Source organism: Pseudomonas sp. RIT-To-2 (assembly GCF_029623465.1).
Classification (GTDB): domain Bacteria; phylum Pseudomonadota; class Gammaproteobacteria; order Pseudomonadales; family Pseudomonadaceae; genus Aquipseudomonas; species Aquipseudomonas silvicola.
The window spans coordinates 1-18059 of sequence record NZ_JAPYKM010000008.1; the positions used below are offsets into that span (position 1 = coordinate 1).

The following is an 18059-nucleotide window of genomic DNA, read 5'->3' on the forward strand; positions in this document are numbered from 1 at the left end:
CGTATTAGGCCATTTTCAGGGAATAGCGCCGATTGCCTGGCGAATTACGGCTTGCCATCGCTGCGCGGCAAGTTGATCGGAGCATCCTTAGCGATCATGAAATAGGCATAAGCGCTTAGCGTCCGGTTTATTAGTTGTGTTTGCAGCCTCCGCCCTGAATCACATTGGTATCCAAGCGAGCTTCGTATCTCGTTGCCAAGCCCATAGCCGTTTCACTGAGACGCCGCTTAACACACTTTTTCCAAGGCCGACGTGCTTGTGATTTCGTGCTAGGTCACTGGGGGAATGAGATGATTCGTAAGCGCTCCATGAACCCCACCTACCGCAAGGTGAGGCCATCTTTTACCGTGGCATTTTCGGTGAACAGTTCCACGGCAACAGCGCTTCATAATCTGCCACCGACTGCGCATGGGGCAGCCGCTCCAGTGCGTGGCGCAGCCACGTATAGGGCTCTTGGCCGTTGATCTTGGCGGTCTCGACTAAACTGTAGAGCTGAGCACTGGCGGCGGCACCCTTGGGCGTGTCGCTGAACAGCCAGGCTTTGCGGCCAATCACAAATGGCTTTATTGCGCGCTCTGCCGGGTTGTTGTCGATCGGCAAATACCCAGCCTCCACATAACGCTCCAGCCGACTCCAATTGCTCGCCAGGTAATTCACAGCCTTGCCGAGCACACTTTGCGACGTCACATGCGGATGCGTTTTGTCCAGCCAACTTTTCAACTGTCCCAGGATCGGTAGGCTCTTCTCCTGCCGGCCAGTCAATCGCTGCTCATCGCTGGCGTCCTTCAGTTCACGCTCGATGCCATACAGCTTATTGATCAATGACAGCGCCATATCCGCGCGCCCAGCTTTGCCCTTGGGCTGCACTTTCTGAGCGTCAACAAACTTGCGACGCGCATGTGCCATGCACGCCAATCGTTCGACACCCGGCTGCAACGCCAAGGCGTTGTAGCCCGCGTAATCGTCCGTCATCACATAGCCGCGATAACTTTCCAGCAAGCGCAACGGCACATCCTGCGCACGGCTGGAGGTGTAGTCGAACAGCACGACCTTCCGATCCGGTGGCCCACTGGCTTGCACCCACATCCAGGATTGGCTGGTCGGGTCTCGATCCGGTTCTTTAAGGACTTGGACGCGCGTTTCATCACAATGGATGACCGGGCTTTCCAGCAATCGGTCGCGTATCAGATTCAGCAGGGGTTGCAGGTGCTCACTGCACTGAATCACTCAGCGCGCCAAGGTCTGACGCGGAATTTCGATACCGTGTCGGCTCAGCACCGTTTCAAAACGGTGCAGCGGTAAGCCATCGACATACTTGGTAGTCAACAGCATGGCCAGCACGGTCGGGCTGGCCATGCTCTTTTCGATCAACTGAGCAGGTTTGTCAGCGGTGACCGGGGCAGTTTCGCAACCACGGCAGCCGTAAACTTTACGGATGTGTTTGATCACACGGATCTGCATTGGCACGATATCCAGCTGCTCGCTGGTTTCGTCACCGATCACGTGTTTGCGGCAACCGCAGGCACAGGTCAGCTCGTGCTCGGGCAGTTCGTGGATGACTTCAATGCGCGGTAGGTCAGCGGACAGCGGTTTGCGCTTGCCGCGACGCGGGCTCGGGGTAACCACTTCCTCGTCTTCATCGACCGGAGGTGTCGACAGGCTTTCCGGCTCGTTGAACAACGCGAGCTGCGGGGTATTGGTTTCAACTGTCTGCTCGGACTTGCGACTGAACAGACGGTCGCGCAGCAGCTTGACCTGCTCTTTGAGATCGACGATCTGGCCCTTATCGACCGTGCGCTCCATCAATAACTGCGCAAGCATCTGCTTAAGCAGTACGGGGTCATCGGGAAGGTCTTCGGGCATGGAAATCATGCCCCGGATCGTGCGGTACAGCCTCGTGCAAGCGGTTATCAAGGTTGGTCCGAATATCTGTGGTAGCTGGCTTGCCTGCGAACCGTTCGGGTCTCAACCGTTGCCAGCAAGCCAGCCACCACGCCTGAACCTGAAGTCACTTGAAGTTTTAAGCAGAACCTAGTCTGGCAATCAGGTTATTGACGGCATTGCCGAACGCGATTGACGACAGTAGTTCGGAAATTCCGGATATGAGTTGGATTTCATTCGAACAAATCAACTCTTGGCCGGCAAATTTCAAGGTGCATGGAAATCCCTCGACATGTTGTTTCCAGCCTGCCGCGACTTCTGACGCCGTCTTGTTTTTTTTAGTTAGCGAAAGCTGGAGTACGTCTTCCTGGAAGTACTCCGACTCAATACGGTTGAGTTTTTTCAATCGGTTAGCAGCTTGGCTGAGCGTAGAGGATGCGCGCTCCAGCTTTAGTTCACCGGGTTCAAAATCCTTCAGGTCTGAATTGATCTTCTCGAACACAGCATCAATTTTTATTAAAGTAAGCTTTGAGCTATTGGCCTTTGAAACGCTTTGTGTGACGAGATCAAGGAAACTCATGTTGCCACCTTCTTTAAGCTACACATAACTGGAAAATGGTCGGAGACATCTATCCAGTTTTCCTCAAGTGACAGTTCCACCACGCTATCTTCAATTCCATATGTGAGCCCTAGGTTGCGTTGGAGGCTGTCTGTTCTTGAAGGGCAGACGTTAAGCGTGCTCAGGTTGACGGTCAAGGCAACGCGGTAAAAGCAGAAATTTCCTTCACGAACTTGTAGGACGATACTGCAACGCCTCCGCCACATGCCCGCGTCCTATCTGCGCGACTTCCTCCAGATCGGCCAACGTCCGCGCCACCTTCAACAGCCGGTGCGCAGCCCGCAACGATAACGTCAGCCGCTCGCACGCGGTTTCCAGCCAGTGCTCATCGGCTGTGGATAACTTGCAATGGGCTTTCAGCCCCGGCAGGTCGAGGAAGGCATTGGCACAACCCTGGCGCTTGAACTGCCGTTCGCGGGCGGCGGCCACGCGGGCTGCGGCATGAGCAGTGTCGTCGCCGGGTTGCGGGGTGGGGTTCAGGGCCGTGGTTTCGCGGGCGACGGTCAGGTGCAGGTCGATGCGGTCCAGCAGCGGCCCCGATAGCTTGTTGCGGTACCGGGCGATCTGGTCGGTGCTGCAACTGCAGCGGCTGCTGGGGTCGCCGAGATATCCACAGGGGCAGGGGTTCATGGCGGCGACCAGTTGAAAGCGCGCCGGGAAGCGGATCTTGTCGCGGGCGCGGGCGATGACTATTTCGCCGGACTCAAGGGGTTCACGCAGCACCTCCAGTACCTTGCGATCGAATTCAGGAAGTTCGTCGAGGAAGAGCACCCCATGGTGGGCCAAGGTAATTTCCCCTGGTTGCGGACGGCTGCCACCCCCGACCAGCGCGGCGCCGGAAGCCGAGTGGTGGGGATGGCGGAACGGCCGCTGCGGCCAGTGCGTCAACGGTGCGAGGCTGGCGACTGATTGAATGGCCGCCACCTCCAGCGCTTCGCGTTCGTCCAACGGCGGCAACAGCCCGGGCAGGCGGCTGGCGAGCAGGGTCTTGCCGGTACCCGGGGGGCCGCTGAACAGCAGGTTATGCGCTCCCGCGGCAGCGACCAGCAATGCGCGCTTGGCGGCCTGCTGGCCCTGTACCTCGCTGAGGTCCGGGTAGGGGCGGTTGAGCAGGATGAGGCCATTGGAGCTGAACGGGCTGATACGCTGCTGCTCATTGAAGTGACAGACCAGCTCCAGCAGGTTGCTGGCGGCTATGACCACCAGCCCGGAGGCCAGGCTGGCTTCCTCGGCGTTCTCGCAAGGCACCACCAGCGCCCGTCCCGCCTCCCGCGCCGCCAGTGCCGCAGGCAGCACGCCCTGAACCGGGCGTATGGCGCCGGACAGCGCCAATTCGCCCAGGCATTCCACATCACGCAGTGCCGCGCTGGGAAACTGGCCACTGGCGGCGAGTATGCCCAATGCGATGGCCAGGTCGTAGCGCCCACCGTCCTTGGGGAGGTCGGCGGGTGCCAGGTTCTGGGTGATACGGCGTGCCGGGAAGTTGAGCTGCGAATTGACGATGGCGCTGCGCACGCGGTCCTTGCTCTCCTTGACCGAGGCTTCCGGCAGGCCTACCAGCGTGAGCGAAGGCAGGCCATTGGCAAGGTGGGTTTCCACCGTGACGGCCGGCGCGCCGACACCGACCTGGGCGCGGCTGTGGACGATGGCTAGGGACATGGTTGCTCCGTGCGTTGAAGGGGGGCCGCTTCCTGCGGTGTCTGAAGGGTAGTGGGTGGCGGGCCGGCTGGGCGCTGGATATTGCGGCAGGGTGTTTCCGCGGTGCCTGCTTCCCGAGCTTTGCCCGGTCCCACAAGGAGCCTTCAAAAGCGCTTGGCGTAGACAAGGCTCGCTACGGCATCGTTTGGAATCTGCCTGGTTACCTCGGCAAATCACTCATGAACGCCTCTAACCGCGACCTCAACCATCGCTCGCCAGGATCGGTGTCCATCACGCTCAGCCACACCATCGACAAATCCAGCGTCGGCGTATCGAACGGCAACGGCTCGGTGTACAGGTTCCCATACCCCACCATGGCATTCGCCGCATAGTCCGGCGCCCCGGCGAGCAGGTCGGTGCCTGCCAGCAGCGCGGGCAGGGCGCTGTATTGGGGTACCGAAAGCACGACGTTGCGCTTGCGTCCGATCTCTTCCAGCCACTCATCCACCACGCCACTGGTATTGGCCATGTGTGACACCAGCACGTGGGGGCGGGCGCAGTATTCGTCCAGGGTCAGGGGGTGGTCGGATTTGTCGGCGCGCAGGATGCGTGGCTGGATGCGGCGCAGCAGTTTGCGCTTGGCGTTCGCCGGCAGGCCGCGAGTCTGGCTGATGCCCACGGTGATTTCGCCGGAGGCGAGCAGGTCGGGGACCCGCCAGTAGTCGACGTGCTGGACCACGAACACCACCTTCGGCGCTTCCAGGCGCAGGGCGCGCAGCAAGGGCGGCAGCAGGCCGAATTCGACGTCGTCGGACAGGCCGATGCGGAAGGTGGAGGTGCTGATGGCCGGGTCGAAGTCGTGGCTGAGGCTGATGGCGATGGACAGGGCGTCCAGGGCCGGGGACAGGTGGCGGGCCAGTTCTTCGGCGCGGGCGGTGGGCTCCATGCGGTGGCCGACGCGCACGAACAGCGGGTCGTTGAACATGGTGCGCAGGCGGTTGAGCGCCGAGCTGATGGTGGGCTGGCCAAGGAACAGCTTTTCCGCGACGCGGGTGACGTTGCGTTCCAGCATCAAGGTCTCGAACACCACCATGAGGTTGATGTCGGCCTTGCGCAATTCGTTGCGGTTCATCGGCGTGTGCCTCCAGTCCTTCAGATGAAGGCTGGAGTGTAGAGCGTGTGGGAGCCGGCTTGCCAGCAAGCGTTGGGGAAAAGCGCGCTGGCAGGCCAGCTCCCGCAAAGGCTGACTATGGGGTGGGGGGCGTCAGGCGCGCTTCCAGTTCAGCCATCTTGGCCTCCAGCGCTTCCAGGCGCGCGCGGGTGCGTGCCAGCACGACCATCTGGCTGTCGAATTCTTCCCGGCTGACCAGGTCCAGTTTGCTGAACCCGCTTTGCAGCAGCAGCTTGAACTGGCTTTCCAGTTCCGCGCGCGGTTGGGCGGTGTCGCTGCTGAACAGGCGCGAGGCGTGGTCGCCGAGGGCGTCGAGGAAGGCTTTGGGCGCAAGCATGGTGAAATTCCTGAATCTGATGGCCTGGAGTGTACCACGGGGCCGTCTATAGTCAGTTCGTGGCGCGCGCACGGTTTTTGCGCATCGCCGTGATCCACGGCGCACCAGTTTGGCGCGCAACCGTTGATCAGGTGTGGGGCAAAGCAGGGCGCTGGCGGTAAATAGGCCGAATTTGTTGAGTTGCGCGGACATGGCAAGGTTTCTGCTTAGACACCATTGACCCATGCACTGATGCAGTCGATGTGACGAATGCAGTGCGCAGGCGGAGCGGGAAGTGTTTCGTCAGGAGCGGTTCTGGTGGTCGGTCAGGGGATGCAGGATCGACGACGCGTTACAAAGCCAGACACTGCGCTTAGACTTGAGCTGGGTTTGTTTTCCTGGGGCAAGTCCACTAATTCGGGAGAAAGTTTCATGAAGCTAGTCACTGCCATCATCAAGCCGTTCAAATTGGACGATGTACGCGAGTCGTTGTCCGAAATCGGCGTGCAGGGCATTACCGTTACCGAGGTGAAAGGCTTCGGGCGGCAGAAGGGTCACACCGAGCTGTATCGCGGCGCGGAGTACGTGGTCGACTTCCTGCCCAAGGTGAAGATCGATGTCGCCATTGACGACAAGGATCTGGACCGTGTGATCGAGGCGATCACCAAGGCCGCCAACACCGGCAAGATCGGTGACGGCAAGATTTTCGTGGTCAATCTGGAACAGGCGATTCGCATCCGTACCGGCGAAACCGACACCGACGCGATCTAAGCCGCCCCAAACCCCAACGCCCCAGGAGATAACAACATGACTCTGCGTCGCTTCGCAGGGCTAGGAGCCCTTTTGTCCCTCGTTTTGCCAACGCTTGCGATGGCTGCAGACGAGGTGGCAACCCCAGCCGCCCCCGTGCTCAACTCCGGCGACACCGCCTGGATGCTCACGTCCACCGCGCTGGTGCTGTTCATGACCATTCCGGGCCTGGCGCTGTTCTACGGCGGCATGGTGCGGTCCAAGAACATCCTCTCGGTAATGATGCAGTGCTTCGCCATCACGGGCCTGGTCAGCATTCTGTGGACCATCTACGGTTACAGCATGGCTTTCGACACCACCGGTATGGAAGCGGGCGTAGTCAACTACAACTCCTTCGTGGGCAGCCTGGCCAAGGCTTTCCTGGCCGGCATCACCCCTGCCAGCATCACTGGCCCCGCAGCGCTGATTCCTGAAGCGGTATTCGTCACCTTCCAGATGACCTTCGCCATCATCACCCCGGCGCTGATCGTCGGTGCCTTCGCCGAACGCATGAAGTTCTCGGCCATGCTGGTGTTCATGGGCATCTGGTTCACCCTGGTCTACGCACCGATCGCACACATGGTCTGGTCCGGTCCTGGTTCGCTGCTGGGTGACTGGGGCGTGCTGGACTTCGCCGGTGGTACCGTGGTGCACATCAACGCCGGTATCGCTGGCCTGGTGGCGTGCCTGGTGCTGGGCAAGCGCAAAGGCTTCCCGACCACCCCGATGGCTCCGCACAACCTGGGCTACACCCTGATGGGCGCTGCCATGCTGTGGGTAGGCTGGTTCGGCTTCAACGCCGGCTCCGCCGCGGCCGCCAACGGCACCGCCGGCATGGCCATGCTGGTTACCCAGATCGCCACTGCCGCCGCCGCACTGGGCTGGATGTTCGCCGAGTGGATCACCCACGGTAAACCCAGCGCTCTGGGCATCGCCTCGGGCGTGGTCGCAGGCCTGGTAGCCATTACCCCTGCCGCCGGTACCGTGGGCCCGATGGGCGCGCTGGTCATCGGCCTGGCTGCTGGCGTGGTGTGCTTCTTCTGCGCCACCACCCTGAAACGCAAACTGGGCTACGACGACTCCCTGGACGCCTTCGGCGTGCACGGTATCGGCGGTATCCTGGGCGCTATCCTCACCGGTGTGTTCGCCGCACCGTCGCTGGGTGGCTTCGGCACCGTGACCGACATCGCCGCACAAGTGTGGATTCAGTGCAAAGGCGTGGCGTTCACCATCGTCTACACCGCGGTGGTCACGTATGTGATCCTCAAGGTGCTGGACATGGTCATGGGCCTGCGCGTCAACGAAGAAGAAGAGTCGGTGGGCCTGGACCTGGCTCAACACAACGAGCGTGGCTACAACCTGTAACCACCCATGAAAAATGCCCGGCTCGCCGGGCATTTTTTTGCCCGCGATTTGTCATTTGCTCAGGGCGCAAACGGTTTGCGCGCGGGAACTTCCAGCTTGTTGCCGGCATCGATTCGGTGTAGGCATTTGGCTTACACGCATTGATGAATTTAGCCCCTTTGCTTTTTCCCAGAGCGCGCTAGAATGCGCCCCGAACGTGTGGAGAATGGTATGTGGCAGCAACGGTTGATCACCTTGAAGCCAAGGCCGCGCGGCTTCCATCTGGTAACGGATGAACTGCTGGCCGACTGGCCCGAGTTGCGTGCATGCCGCATTGGCCTGCTGCACCTGATGCTGCAGCATACGTCGGCGTCGTTGACCATCAACGAAAACGCCGACCCCGCGGTTCGTCGTGACTTCGAGCGTTTCTTCAACCGCCTGGTACCCCAGGGTAACAGCGGCTATGAGCACAACGACGAAGGCGCGGATGACCTGCCGGCACACTTCAAGGCCAGTTTGCTAGGCTGTCAGTTGACGTTGCCAGTGCGGGACGGGCGGTTGGCGGTGGGTACCTGGCAAGGCGTGTATCTGGGTGAGCACCGTGATCACGGCGGTGCTCGCAGGGTGGTCGCCACGTTGCAGGGCGACACCCGATGACCGTCGGCAAACCGACGGATATGAATTTTTCCTGGCAGCCATCGACAGAAGGTCAGGCTGGGCTATAAATAATCTGCTTTTCGCAAGTCATGAGGTAGAACATGAGCGACGATGATCTGGAAAACGACGAACTCGAAGTAGGTGACGAGGACGATACCGAGGAAGGCCTCGAAGCGGCGGCTGAAGACGTTGCCGACGACGATGGCGGCGACGTCCCTGCACCCGCGGCCAAAGGCAAGTCCAAGGCTGCGGTGTCGGTAGACGAACTGCCTAGTATTGAAGCCAAGAACAAGGAGCGCGATGCCCTTGCCCGTGCCATGGAAGAGTTCCTGGCCCGTGGCGGCAAAGTGCAGGAAGTGGAGGCCAATGTGGTCGCCGATCCGCCCAAGAAGCCGGACAACAAATATGGCAGCCGCCCTATCTGAGTCCCTGCTTCCCTGAAAAAGCCCGCCGTCGCTGCGGGCTTTTTCATGCCCGGGATGTGTGGCGCCCGGTGCTGCCGGCGCATAGCGGGCCCTGCAGGACCGCGCGGGGCGTTACTTCCAGCTTGCCAGAACCTGGGCGATTTCCAGCAGGCTACGCACCTCGGCATCCGGCTTGTGGTCCGCTTCCCACGGCTTGCCCTGTGGGTTGTACCAGATGGCCTTGAGGCCGGCTTGCTGCGCGCCCAGGATGTCATCGCCGGGGTGGTCGCCCACATGCACGGCTGCGCTGGCGGCCACGCCACCACCGCGCTTGAGCGCTTCGATGAAGGGGGCCGGGTCTGGCTTGCCGATGCCCAGGTCTTCGGCGCACAAAGCAAAGGCGAAGTGGTCGGCCAGCCCCAGGCGGCGCACGTCGGCGTTGCCATTGGTGACCACGCCCAGGGTGTAATGCTGGCCCAGTTGCTCTAGGGCCGGCAGTGCGTCGGGGAACACCTCGATCTGATGCCGAGCGTGCAGGAACACCTCGAAGCTCTTCTGCGCCAGGTGCGCCGCCTCTGGCTCCGGGTAACCAGCTTCGCGCAGTGCGTGCAGCAGCACCAGGCGGCGCAACGCACTGATGCGGTGCTTGAGACCAGGCTCGGCATCCACGAGGCGTTTGCGAATGGCGAACAGATGTTCCACCTCGATCGGGCCCAGTTTTGGTGCGTGCTCGCCCAGCCAGTCTCGCAACACGGCTTCGGCGGTGACAATAACCGGGGCGGTGTCCCACAGGGTGTCGTCCAGGTCGAAGGTGATCAGCTCGATGCTCATGTGTCACTGTCCTTGCTGCGTTTGGCCCGTGGGTGGGCGCTGTCATAGACGGTTGCCAGGTGCTGGAAGTCCAGGTGGGTGTAGATCTGCGTGGTGGCGATGTCGGCGTGGCCCAGCATTTCCTGTACCGCGCGCAGGTCCTGTGATGACTCCAGCAGATGGCTGGCGAAAGAGTGCCGCAGCATGTGCGGGTGGAGGTTCTGGCCCAGCTCGCGTTCGCCAGCGGCCTTTACCCGCAACTGAATGGCCCGTGGCCCCAGGCGGCGGCCTTGCTGGCTGACGAACACGGCGTCATCGGCCGGGTTGCTCAACCCGCGCAGGGGCAACCACTGCTGCAGAGCGTCGCGGGCCTTGCGGCCGACCGGCAGCACGCGGGTCTTGCTGCCCTTGCCATGCACTTGTACCAGGCCGTCGGCCAGGTCCAGTTGCTCCAGGTTGAGGCTGGTCAGCTCGGACAGACGCAGCCCGGAGGAGTAGAACAGCTCCAGCATGGCCTGGTCGCGGTGGGCGAGGAAATCGTCCTCAACGGCACCTTCCAGCAATTGCAGGGCACGGTCGGTGTCCAGAGTACGCGGCAGCCGGCGTTCGCCCTTGGGGGGCGACAGGCCGTTGGCCGGGTCGTGGTTGCAGATGCCTTCGCGGTTCAGGTAGCGGTATAGCCCGCGCACTGCCGACAGCAGGCGCGCCAGGCTGCGTGATGATTGCCCTTGCTGGTGCAGGCGGGCGACCAGGCGGCGCAGTTGCTGGATGTCCAGGGCGCCCCAGTCGCGCAACTGTTCCTTCTCGCAAAAGGCCAGCACCTTGTCCAGATCGCGGCGGTAGGCTTGCAGGGTATGGTCGGACACCTGCCGCTCACTGCGCAAGTGAGCGCAGTAGGCATCAAGGTGCGCCTGCATGGTCAGCGTACCGAGCGCAGGCTGCTGGTGAAGCGCGGTACCACGCGGCCCAGGACCTCGGCGATATAGTTGAGGAACAGCGTGCCCACCGAGCTTTTGTAATGCTGCGGGTCGCGGCTGCCGATGGCCAGCACCCCATGCAGGCCCTGATGGCTCAGGGTGGCCACGGCGGTGGAGCCGACTTGCTTGCGCTGTTCCTCGCCAAACAGGAAGTCCAGCTCATGATCGCGCAAGGTGCCGCTGACCGGCTTGCCGCCCGACAGCAGCGCGCCGATGGCCTGGTGCGCTTCGCCCGTGCTGACCCAGCGGCCCACTGGCGTGGCGATGTCGCTGAACAGGATGAGGCTGACGAAGGGTACCTGGAATTCCTGGCGCAGGCTGTCTTCCACGGCGATCACCACTTCTTCCAGGCTGCCTGCATCGAGAATGTCGAGAATCAGCCGCCGGGTCTTGTCGAACAGGCGGTCGTTGTCACGGGCCACGTCCATCAAATGAGAGAGGCGGTGGCGCATCTCGATATTGCGCTCGCGCAGTACCTTCATCTGCCGCTCCACCAGCGACACGGTGTCACCGCGCTGGTGGGGCAGGCGCAGGCTGACCAACAGGTCTTCCTGCTCGGCGAAGAAGTCAGGGTTGGCGCGCAGGAAGGCTGCGACCGCCTCGGCCCCGGGGGCCGACGCCGTATTGCCCTCGACGGTATCAAGGGGCTGTGGTGCAGGTGCCTGGGGCTTGTCGGTCATGGTCGTTGCTCACTCATAGACGCACTTGGCCTTCGTAGACCCGCACAGCGGGGCCGGTCATCAGCACAGGCTGGCCGGGGCCAGCCCACTCTATGGACAGGCGCCCGCCGGGCAGGTCGATCAACAACGGTGAGTCCATCCAGCCCTGGCTGATGGCTGCCACGGCGGCAGCACAGGCGCCAGTACCACAGGCCTGGGTTTCCCCGGCACCACGTTCCCACACCCGCAGTTGCGCGCGCTGGCGGTCGACCACGTGCAGGAAGCCTACATTCACTCGCGCAGGAAAACGCGGGTGGTGTTCGATTTTTGGCCCCAGTTCGTGGACTGGCGCGGCGTTGATATCGTCGACCTTCAAGACGGCGTGGGGGTTGCCCATGGACACGGCGGCGAGGTTTACCACCTGGCCATCCACTTCCACATCGTAGTTCTTCGCCTGGGCATCGGCCACGAACGGGATATCAGCGGGAACCAGCCGTGGCGGGCCCATGTCGACGCTGATCTGGCCGTCGTTGCGGATATCCAGTTCGATGATGCCGCTCTTGGTTTCCACGCGAATGCGTTTCTTTGCGGTCAACCGCTTGTCCAGCACAAAGCGGGCGAAGCATCGCGCGCCGTTGCCACATTGTTCCACTTCCGAACCGTCGGAGTTGAAGATGCGGTAGCGGAAGTCCACGTCCGGGTTGCTCGGCGCTTCGACGATCAGCAGCTGGTCGAAGCCGACGCCAGTGTGGCGGTCGCCCCACTGCTTGGCGTGCTTGGGCAGGATATGCGCGTGTTGGCTGACCAGGTCCAAGACCATGAAGTCATTGCCCAGCCCATGCATTTTGGTAAAGCGCAGCAGCATGGGTTTACTCCGGCAACAGGCTTTCGCCCGCGAACAGTTCAGCGACCGTTTCACGGCGGCGCACTTCATGGGCCTGGTCACCAGCGACCAGAATCTCGGCGGCACGCCCGCGGGTGTTGTAATTGGAACTCATGACGAAACCATACGCCCCGGCGGAGCGCACGGCCAGCAGGTCGCCTTCTTCAAGAGCCAATTGGCGGCCCTTGGCCAGGAAATCACCGGTTTCGCAGATCGGCCCGACGATATCGTAGGCGCGGCCTTCGCCCGTGCGTGGCTGCACGGCGCTGACGTCCATCCAGGCTTCATACAGGGCCGGGCGGATCAGGTCGTTCATGGCCGCGTCGACCACGGCGAAGTCCTTGTGCGCGGTGTGCTTGAGGTACTCGACGCGCGTCAGCAGCACACCGGCGTTGGCGACGATGTAGCGGCCTGGTTCGAATACCAGGGCTAGGTCGCGGCCTTCCAGGCGCTCGCGCACCGCCTTGATGTAGTCGCCGGCCAACGGTGGTGCTTCGTCGCGATAACGCACGCCCAGGCCACCACCCAGGTCGATGTGCTGCAGGAAGATGCCGCAGTCGCTCAGGCGGTCGACCAGGCCCAGCAGGCGGTCGAGGGCGTCGAGGAAGGGTTCCAGGCTGGTCAGTTGCGAGCCGATGTGGCAATCGACGCCGATCACGTCCAGGTTCGGCAACTGCGCGGCGCGCACGTAGACATCCTCGGCGGCGACGATGTCGATGCCGAACTTGTTCTCGGCAAGGCCCGTGGAGATGTACGGGTGGGTACCGGCGTCGACGTCGGGGTTGACCCGCAGCGACACCGGGGCGCGTACGCCCAGCTCGGCGGCTACCGCCTGCAGGCGTTCAAGTTCTTCGGCAGACTCGACATTGAAGCAATGGACGCCCACTTCCAGGGCGCGGCGCATGTCTGCGCGGCTCTTGCCAACGCCGGAGAACACCACGCGGTCGGCACGGCCGCCAGCGGCCAGGACGCGTTCCAGCTCACCACCGCTGACGATGTCAAAGCCTGCGCCCAGGCGTGCCAGAAGGTTCAGCACGCCCAGGTTGGAGTTGGCCTTGACCGCGAAGCAGACCAGGTGCGACATGCCGGCAAGGGCGTCGGCATAGGCCCGGTACTGCTGCTCGATGTGCGCACGGGAATAGACATAGGTTGGCGTGCCGAAACGCTCGGCGATGGAGGCCAACGACACGCCTTCCGCGAACAGTTCACCGTCGCGGTAGTTGAAAGCGTCCATGGTCTTCCCTTACATCATGTGTTTGTGCGATTTCGACGGGTTGTCTTGTTCAACGGTGGATTTTTGCCCGTCAGGCAGGTACAGAGGGCCTTTCTGGCCGCAAGCGGACACGAGGCAGGCAACCGCGACCAGCGCAGCGAGGGCGGAAATCAGGCGCTTCATGGCGAAATCCTTTGTAAAAGCGTTAATTGCGCCCGAGTATACCGGCCACCCGGCAGCTTGCCTATGCAACCCGGATTGAGGGGGGGTGGCATCCTGCGGCCCCTGGACCGCGCCCAGTGTGCTGCTGCGCGAAGGCAGCGCAACGTTGAATGCGCAGTTCCACAGGTCGTAATACTTTGCATTCGGGGCGCGCTGCTCGTATCTTCGCGCGCTTGCAGTGTGCAGACACGTATAGAGGTTCCCACCATGAGTTTGACCGAAGCGCGCTTTCACGACCTGGTCGATGCCACCCAACAGGCATTGGAAGAACTGTTCGAAGACCATGCCGATGACATTGAGATTTCGTCCGGCCTGATGACCATCAAGTTCGACAACGGCAGCCAGCTGATCATCAGCCGCCAGGAGCCGCTGCGCCAACTGTGGCTGGCCGCGCGTTCCGGTGGTTACCACTTCGACTATGACGAGGAGTCGGGCAAGTGGGCCTGCGAGAAGTCCGAAGAGCTGCTGGGCGAGATACTCACCCGCGCCACCTGGGAACAGGCTGGCGTGAAGCTGGACTTCGAAGAGATCTGAGCGTGACCACTCCCACCCCGGCGGTGCGCCCGCCCAAGCCCCTTTACAGCAACGTCAGCCCGGCGGTGCCTTCGCCATGCATCAGCCTTTGCCGGCTGGACGAGGAGAAAGTCTGCAAGGGCTGCTTCCGCCATGTGGAAGATATCCGCGAATGGCGTTCGGCGGACGACGAGCGCCGTCGGCAGATCTGTCACCAGGCCAGCGAGCGCCGCGCCAGCGTCGGTTGATCACAGCTGGCTCAAGGCGTGGTTCAGCGACCGCTCCAGGTCCGCTTTGTAGCGCAGGTACAGGTGGGTGGCGCCCGGGGCGTCGCCCAGCAGCCCGCACAGGTCCAGGTCGGTGATGTAGCAGCGGTAGGCCGTGGCCTCGGTGCGCTGGGCCAGGATCTGCCGCGCGACCACGGCGTACAGCTGGTCACCGTGTTCGAGCTCGGAAAATTCCCGCTGGTTGCAATACAAGGTCACCTGGATCCTGCCCGGCGCTGAGCGCTCGACAATCGCCTGCACGTCATAGAAACGCTTGTCGCCGGCTTCCTCCGGGCCGGGCCGCGGCTCAATACCGCGCGCCCGCCCCGCGCCCGTGGGCAACAGTTGATAGTAGAGCACCTCCAGTGCCGGGTGGGCGCTGGCTTCAACCGGCAACAGGGCGTTGCGGCGGTACAGCACCGATTGCAGGAAGCGTTGCAGCGGCACCAGCAAGCTGGGCTCGTCGTGGAACGGCAGCCGCTGGTGCCACAGGGCATTGAGCTCGTCCAGCACGTAGACGTCCGCCCAACTGTCCTGCAGGCGGTAGAACAGCTGGATGCTCTCGGGCTGGCCCAAGGGCAGGATCAACCCCAGGTCGTGTTCATCCAGGGCGTGGCTGTCAAGGTGCAGCGGGCTGTAGCTGGCCAGGTCCTCGCCCAGGTACTGCACCAGTGCCGCCACGGTCGCAAGGGCCACATGGCGAACCTTCCCCGGCACCAGTTCCAGCACGTGATAGTCCTGCTGTACCCGGATCAGGTAGCGGTGATTCAGGCCCTTTTTCAACAGCGCCTGGGCGGTATTGAGCAGGGCTTCCACGCGCTGGGCGATGGCGGGGGCACGGTTGTGGCAGAAGCAGCGCACCCGTACCCGCGGCGGCTGGCCAGGTGGCAGGTGGTTCAAGTAATCGCGCAGGCAGTCGAGCAGGGCGTGGGGGCCATCGAAACGCTCGGTCAGCACTTCGCTCCAGCTATTGAGGGTGACCTGGTCCAGGGTCAGTACGAGGTTCTCGCGCACGCCGGCATAGCTCAACGAGTCGGTGCGCTCGGTGGTCATCAGGATGTTCAGGTCGCGGTGGTGCTTGAGTGGGTCGACACCCACGTTGACCAGCAACAGTACTTCCACGGGCACGCTTTTGCGCAGCAACTGCTCATCCGCCACGGTGGTCAGGGGCAGGGGAATGCTCTGCTGAAGGCTGGCGATCAGGTTGAACAGTTCGAACTCGGTCAGGTCGCTCTCGCCAGGGTGCAGGGCCAGGCGCGTGCTGCTGTCGATCACGCCGTTGCGGTGGCACCAGGTGAGCAGCTGCAGCAGTTGCCGGTTGCGCTTGAATGGGGCGAAGTGCTCCCACTCGTAGGCTCCCAGGTTGCCGTTGTACAACCCCCACTGAGTGTGCCCCGGTTCCTTGCGATTGGGCGATTGCACCAGGGTGAGGGTGTCTTCGGCCAGGTCCGGGGCGATGCCCGGGTTGATGAATTCGACCTTGCCGGCCTTGCGCTCGAACGCGGCGTACAGCCTGCGGCCAAGAATATTGAGGTCGCGGTTGTTGATCAGGCTGACAGCCTGTTCGCTGCGGGCAAACTGGTTGAGGAACCGGTAGCTGTAGTTCAGCTCGTTGACCAGCGCCCGGCGCTCGCTGACCACCTGGCGTACTTTCCATTGGCTGCGGCTGTCCAGCAGCGCCAAGTGCCGCGGGTCCCAGTTCCACTCGGCCGCCAACCGCTGCAGCAGCAGGCGCTGCCAACTGGGCGGGCGCTGCCGTGACACGGCGCTGAGCTTCTTGTTGACCTTCAGGTACAGCGCGCGGCGCACCAGCTCAAGGCGGTCGACGTCGCCGCGAGCCAGCAGGTACTCCTCGATGCGGCGGTAGACCACCATGTAGGGGTCCAGCTCATCCAGGTCGACCTGGTTGGCGAACACTGCCTGTTTGAAGCGCAGGCTCAGGCATTGGACAGTGGGGTGTTCGCTGGCATAGACCTCGGTGAGCAACAGCTTGAGCACCGACTTGTACGGCGACTCGATGCCCTTGAACAATTGCCACAGGCCGGCGCCGACGAATTCGCCCGCAGGGATATGGGCCAGGTGGCCCAGGTCCAGCACTTCATCGGCGCGAATGAAGCGCTTGCCCAGTAGGGTGTCGGTGTACTCGGCGTAGCGCCGCTCCTCATAGACGGGCACCAGCCACCACAGCGGCGTGCGGCCTGCCAGCCAGATGGCGGTGCGGTAGAACTCATCCAGCAGCAGGTAATGCTGGCTGGTGCCGCAGTCTTCGGAACTGAGCTGGCTGTCGCGTTCGCCGCGCACGAAGCGCGGCGGGTCAATCAGGAAAAAGTGCGCCTCGGCGCCCTGGGTCGCGGCCCAGGCTTCAAGCAACTGACATTTCTTGCGCAGCTCAGCCACTTCCTCGCCGGTCAGTTCGGTGTCGTGGCACACCCAGAAGTCCATGTCGCTCTGTTCCGCCTGGGCCAGGGTGCCCAGGCTGCCCATCAGGAACAACCCATGCAGCGGCCGGGGCGGGCTGCCATGGCGCACCTTGTAGGAAAACGAGCGGGTCAGGCGTTGTGCCTCGGCCAGGGTCTCTGCGTCAGGCTCGAAATTCGAGAGGCCCGCAGGGGTGGCGCCGGACACGTAACCGGGCAGCAGCGGATGGTTGACGTGGAAGAACAGCGGCAACAGTTTCAGCACTTGTTGCTGGCGGCTCGACAGCCCTTCCAGGGCGCGGTCCAGGCGGCCGCGGTTGAGGGTCAGGAAGCGGGTGCGCAGTTGCCCGAGCACCTTGCGGTCTATTCCCTCATCCAGGTCGGGGCGTATTTCATGGTTGCGCGGCATCGGAAGCTCGAATCGACGGCTGGGCGGCGTGACTGTGGAACGACGGAACACCCGCCTTCACCCCGTTATCGGCAACCTTGAGCGTAATTTGAGCCTGTACGATGAAAAACGGAACGCCGGTGCCAGGAGGGCGCCGGCGTGGTTCGCCGCGTTCAAGCGGCTTCAGTGACGCCCAGTACCGTCAGCAGGGCTTGTGCATGCTGTGCGGCCTGCAGCCCGCCACTGGTCAGGTAGCCACCATCGACCTGGGTGATCAGTTCCTTGTCGTGCAAGCGTTTGGCGGCCGCTATGGCCTGTGGCGTGGCGGTGTGATGGATCTTGAGGCCTTCTTGCGTGTTGTCCAGATTGAACAGCGCGAGGATTTCCAGTTCGGCGACCAGCTCAGGGGTATACGACATAGGTACTCCGGACTTTTCCAGGAATAGACGGCCGCCAACGGCAGGCCGTGGAGGCCCCGGTTTCCTTGCGGGGCAGCGGGGCAATTCCAGTGTAGTAAGGCCGAAGCATTCCTGCCGGGAAAGTCAGTCTTGCTCGGCCTTGGCCTCGGGGGGCAGTTCAGGCAGTGCGCGCAGGGCTGCTTCATACCAAACGGTATCGAATGCGCGGTCTTCTTCCAGGATCTTGTCGATTTCCACGGCCAGTACGTGAGCCATCATTTCCAGGATATCTTCACGTTCGTAGCCGACCAGCGTCAACTTGTTGAACGTGGCCTTGGCGGCGGGCGGGTTGTCGCTTTCGATCTGGTTCTCGATGGCCTGGATCAGGGTGTCTTCGGCGAATTGTTCGTCGTCGTTCTGGATATCGGTAGGCTCGCTCATGGCGCGGCTCCTGAAAGGGGGTGGTCGGAAGAGCTCCTGTGGGACCGAGCTTT

The 18059-nt window shown here is 62.4% G+C and carries 19 protein-coding genes and 1 pseudogene; 6 read left to right on the forward strand and 14 right to left on the reverse strand.

Annotated features, from left to right (window positions below):
- Positions 1-342: 342 nt before the first annotated feature.
- From tnpC to QBK88_RS09185, 5 genes and pseudogenes are all read right to left on the reverse strand, one after another.
- Positions 343-1872, reverse strand: a pseudogene (gene tnpC / locus QBK88_RS09165) (IS66 family transposase).
- A gap of 148 nt (positions 1873-2020) precedes the next feature.
- The gene (locus tag QBK88_RS09170; RefSeq protein WP_277961823.1) at positions 2021-2461 is read right to left on the reverse strand and encodes a hypothetical protein; all 441 of its coding nucleotides are present in this window, start codon (positions 2459-2461) and stop codon (positions 2021-2023) included.
- A gap of 204 nt (positions 2462-2665) precedes the next feature.
- Complete coding sequence (locus tag QBK88_RS09175) at positions 2666-4159, reverse strand: YifB family Mg chelatase-like AAA ATPase (protein ID WP_277961824.1); 1494 nt, start codon at positions 4157-4159, stop codon at positions 2666-2668.
- 199 nt (positions 4160-4358) lie between these two features.
- Positions 4359-5270 (reverse strand): LysR family transcriptional regulator, encoded by a 912-nt coding sequence (locus QBK88_RS09180; RefSeq protein WP_277961825.1) that lies wholly within the window; start codon positions 5268-5270, stop codon positions 4359-4361.
- Positions 5271-5385: 115 nt separating this feature from the next.
- Positions 5386-5646 carry an accessory factor UbiK family protein gene (locus QBK88_RS09185; RefSeq protein WP_277961826.1) on the reverse strand — a complete coding sequence of 87 codons (261 nt, stop codon included), beginning with the start codon at positions 5644-5646 and terminating at the stop codon, positions 5386-5388.
- 411 nt (positions 5647-6057) lie between these two features.
- Here QBK88_RS09185 and glnK point away from each other — a divergent pair, with 411 nt between their 5' ends.
- The 4 genes from glnK (at position 6058) to sutA (ending at position 8840) form a co-directional block, all read left to right on the forward strand.
- Positions 6058-6396 (forward strand): P-II family nitrogen regulator, encoded by a 339-nt coding sequence (gene glnK / locus QBK88_RS09190; RefSeq protein WP_002555808.1) that lies wholly within the window; start codon positions 6058-6060, stop codon positions 6394-6396.
- Positions 6397-6432: 36 nt separating this feature from the next.
- Positions 6433-7779: an ammonium transporter gene (locus QBK88_RS09195; RefSeq protein ID WP_268146400.1), complete on the forward strand. Its 1347-nt coding sequence runs from the start codon at positions 6433-6435 to the stop codon at positions 7777-7779.
- Positions 7780-7989: 210 nt separating this feature from the next.
- Entirely contained in the window at positions 7990-8415 is a 426-nt protein-coding gene (locus QBK88_RS09200; RefSeq protein WP_277961955.1) for a secondary thiamine-phosphate synthase enzyme YjbQ, read from the forward strand.
- Between the two features lie 101 nt (positions 8416-8516).
- The gene (gene sutA / locus QBK88_RS09205) at positions 8517-8840 is read left to right on the forward strand and encodes a transcriptional regulator SutA (RefSeq protein WP_268146398.1); all 324 of its coding nucleotides are present in this window, start codon (positions 8517-8519) and stop codon (positions 8838-8840) included.
- A gap of 111 nt (positions 8841-8951) precedes the next feature.
- Here the strand turns inward: sutA and QBK88_RS09210 are convergent, their stop codons facing one another.
- Genes QBK88_RS09210 through lptM form a run of 6 tightly spaced genes read right to left on the reverse strand, consistent with a single transcriptional unit; the run spans position 8952 to position 13544 of the window.
- Complete coding sequence (locus QBK88_RS09210; RefSeq protein ID WP_277961827.1) at positions 8952-9650, reverse strand: HAD family hydrolase; 699 nt, start codon at positions 9648-9650, stop codon at positions 8952-8954.
- Entirely contained in the window at positions 9647-10546 is a 900-nt protein-coding gene (gene xerC / locus QBK88_RS09215) for a tyrosine recombinase XerC (protein ID WP_277961828.1), read from the reverse strand. The genes QBK88_RS09210 and xerC overlap by 4 nt, the downstream gene beginning before the upstream one ends.
- Before the next feature lie 2 nt (positions 10547-10548).
- Entirely contained in the window at positions 10549-11286 is a 738-nt protein-coding gene (locus tag QBK88_RS09220) for a DUF484 family protein (protein WP_277961829.1), read from the reverse strand.
- A gap of 13 nt (positions 11287-11299) precedes the next feature.
- Positions 11300-12130, reverse strand: coding sequence for a diaminopimelate epimerase (gene dapF, locus QBK88_RS09225; RefSeq protein ID WP_158156033.1), 831 nt, complete (start codon positions 12128-12130; stop codon positions 11300-11302).
- A 4-nt stretch (positions 12131-12134) separates the two neighbouring features.
- The gene (lysA, locus tag QBK88_RS09230) at positions 12135-13382 is read right to left on the reverse strand and encodes a diaminopimelate decarboxylase (protein WP_277961830.1); all 1248 of its coding nucleotides are present in this window, start codon (positions 13380-13382) and stop codon (positions 12135-12137) included.
- A 9-nt stretch (positions 13383-13391) separates the two neighbouring features.
- Positions 13392-13544, reverse strand: a complete 153-nt coding sequence (lptM, locus tag QBK88_RS09235; protein ID WP_158156037.1) for an LPS translocon maturation chaperone LptM — start codon at positions 13542-13544, stop codon at positions 13392-13394.
- 246 nt (positions 13545-13790) lie between these two features.
- Here lptM and cyaY point away from each other — a divergent pair, with 246 nt between their 5' ends.
- The gene (cyaY, locus tag QBK88_RS09240) at positions 13791-14117 is read left to right on the forward strand and encodes an iron donor protein CyaY (RefSeq protein ID WP_268146386.1); all 327 of its coding nucleotides are present in this window, start codon (positions 13791-13793) and stop codon (positions 14115-14117) included.
- Positions 14118-14119: 2 nt separating this feature from the next.
- Positions 14120-14344, forward strand: a complete 225-nt coding sequence (locus QBK88_RS09245; RefSeq protein WP_277961831.1) for a DUF1289 domain-containing protein — start codon at positions 14120-14122, stop codon at positions 14342-14344.
- On the opposite strand, the gene QBK88_RS09250 is transcribed toward QBK88_RS09245, so the two are convergent.
- The 3 genes from QBK88_RS09250 to QBK88_RS09260 form a co-directional block, all read right to left on the reverse strand.
- The gene (locus QBK88_RS09250) at positions 14345-17188 is read right to left on the reverse strand and encodes a class I adenylate cyclase (protein WP_277961832.1); all 2844 of its coding nucleotides are present in this window, start codon (positions 17186-17188) and stop codon (positions 14345-14347) included.
- Between the two features lie 152 nt (positions 17189-17340).
- Entirely contained in the window at positions 17341-17586 is a 246-nt protein-coding gene (locus QBK88_RS09255; RefSeq protein ID WP_268146378.1) for a TIGR02647 family protein, read from the reverse strand.
- 123 nt (positions 17587-17709) lie between these two features.
- Positions 17710-18006: a hypothetical protein gene (locus tag QBK88_RS09260; protein WP_268146376.1), complete on the reverse strand. Its 297-nt coding sequence runs from the start codon at positions 18004-18006 to the stop codon at positions 17710-17712.
- Positions 18007-18059 lie beyond the last annotated feature (53 nt).

Bases quoted from the DNA above. Each gene is read 5' to 3' on its own strand.
- QBK88_RS09170 (WP_277961823.1), bottom strand. From the start codon at position 2,461: ATGAGTTTCCTTGATCTCGTCACACAAAGCGTTTCAAAGGCCAATAGC.
- QBK88_RS09175 (WP_277961824.1), bottom strand. From the start codon at position 4,159: ATGTCCCTAGCCATCGTCCACAGCCGCGCCCAGGTCGGTGTCGGCGCG.
- QBK88_RS09180 (WP_277961825.1), bottom strand. From the start codon at position 5,270: ATGAACCGCAACGAATTGCGCAAGGCCGACATCAACCTCATGGTGGTG.
- QBK88_RS09185 (WP_277961826.1), bottom strand. From the start codon at position 5,646: ATGCTTGCGCCCAAAGCCTTCCTCGACGCCCTCGGCGACCACGCCTCG.
- glnK (WP_002555808.1), top strand. From the start codon at position 6,058: ATGAAGCTAGTCACTGCCATCATCAAGCCGTTCAAATTGGACGATGTA.
- QBK88_RS09195 (WP_268146400.1), top strand. From the start codon at position 6,433: ATGACTCTGCGTCGCTTCGCAGGGCTAGGAGCCCTTTTGTCCCTCGTT.
- QBK88_RS09200 (WP_277961955.1), top strand. From the start codon at position 7,990: ATGTGGCAGCAACGGTTGATCACCTTGAAGCCAAGGCCGCGCGGCTTC.
- sutA (WP_268146398.1), top strand. From the start codon at position 8,517: ATGAGCGACGATGATCTGGAAAACGACGAACTCGAAGTAGGTGACGAG.
- QBK88_RS09210 (WP_277961827.1), bottom strand. From the start codon at position 9,650: ATGAGCATCGAGCTGATCACCTTCGACCTGGACGACACCCTGTGGGAC.
- xerC (WP_277961828.1), bottom strand. From the start codon at position 10,546: ATGCAGGCGCACCTTGATGCCTACTGCGCTCACTTGCGCAGTGAGCGG.
- QBK88_RS09220 (WP_277961829.1), bottom strand. From the start codon at position 11,286: ATGACCGACAAGCCCCAGGCACCTGCACCACAGCCCCTTGATACCGTC.
- dapF (WP_158156033.1), bottom strand. From the start codon at position 12,130: ATGCTGCTGCGCTTTACCAAAATGCATGGGCTGGGCAATGACTTCATG.
- lysA (WP_277961830.1), bottom strand. From the start codon at position 13,382: ATGGACGCTTTCAACTACCGCGACGGTGAACTGTTCGCGGAAGGCGTG.
- lptM (WP_158156037.1), bottom strand. From the start codon at position 13,544: ATGAAGCGCCTGATTTCCGCCCTCGCTGCGCTGGTCGCGGTTGCCTGC.
- cyaY (WP_268146386.1), top strand. From the start codon at position 13,791: ATGAGTTTGACCGAAGCGCGCTTTCACGACCTGGTCGATGCCACCCAA.
- QBK88_RS09250 (WP_277961832.1), bottom strand. From the start codon at position 17,188: ATGCCGCGCAACCATGAAATACGCCCCGACCTGGATGAGGGAATAGAC.
- QBK88_RS09255 (WP_268146378.1), bottom strand. From the start codon at position 17,586: ATGTCGTATACCCCTGAGCTGGTCGCCGAACTGGAAATCCTCGCGCTG.
- QBK88_RS09260 (WP_268146376.1), bottom strand. From the start codon at position 18,006: ATGAGCGAGCCTACCGATATCCAGAACGACGACGAACAATTCGCCGAA.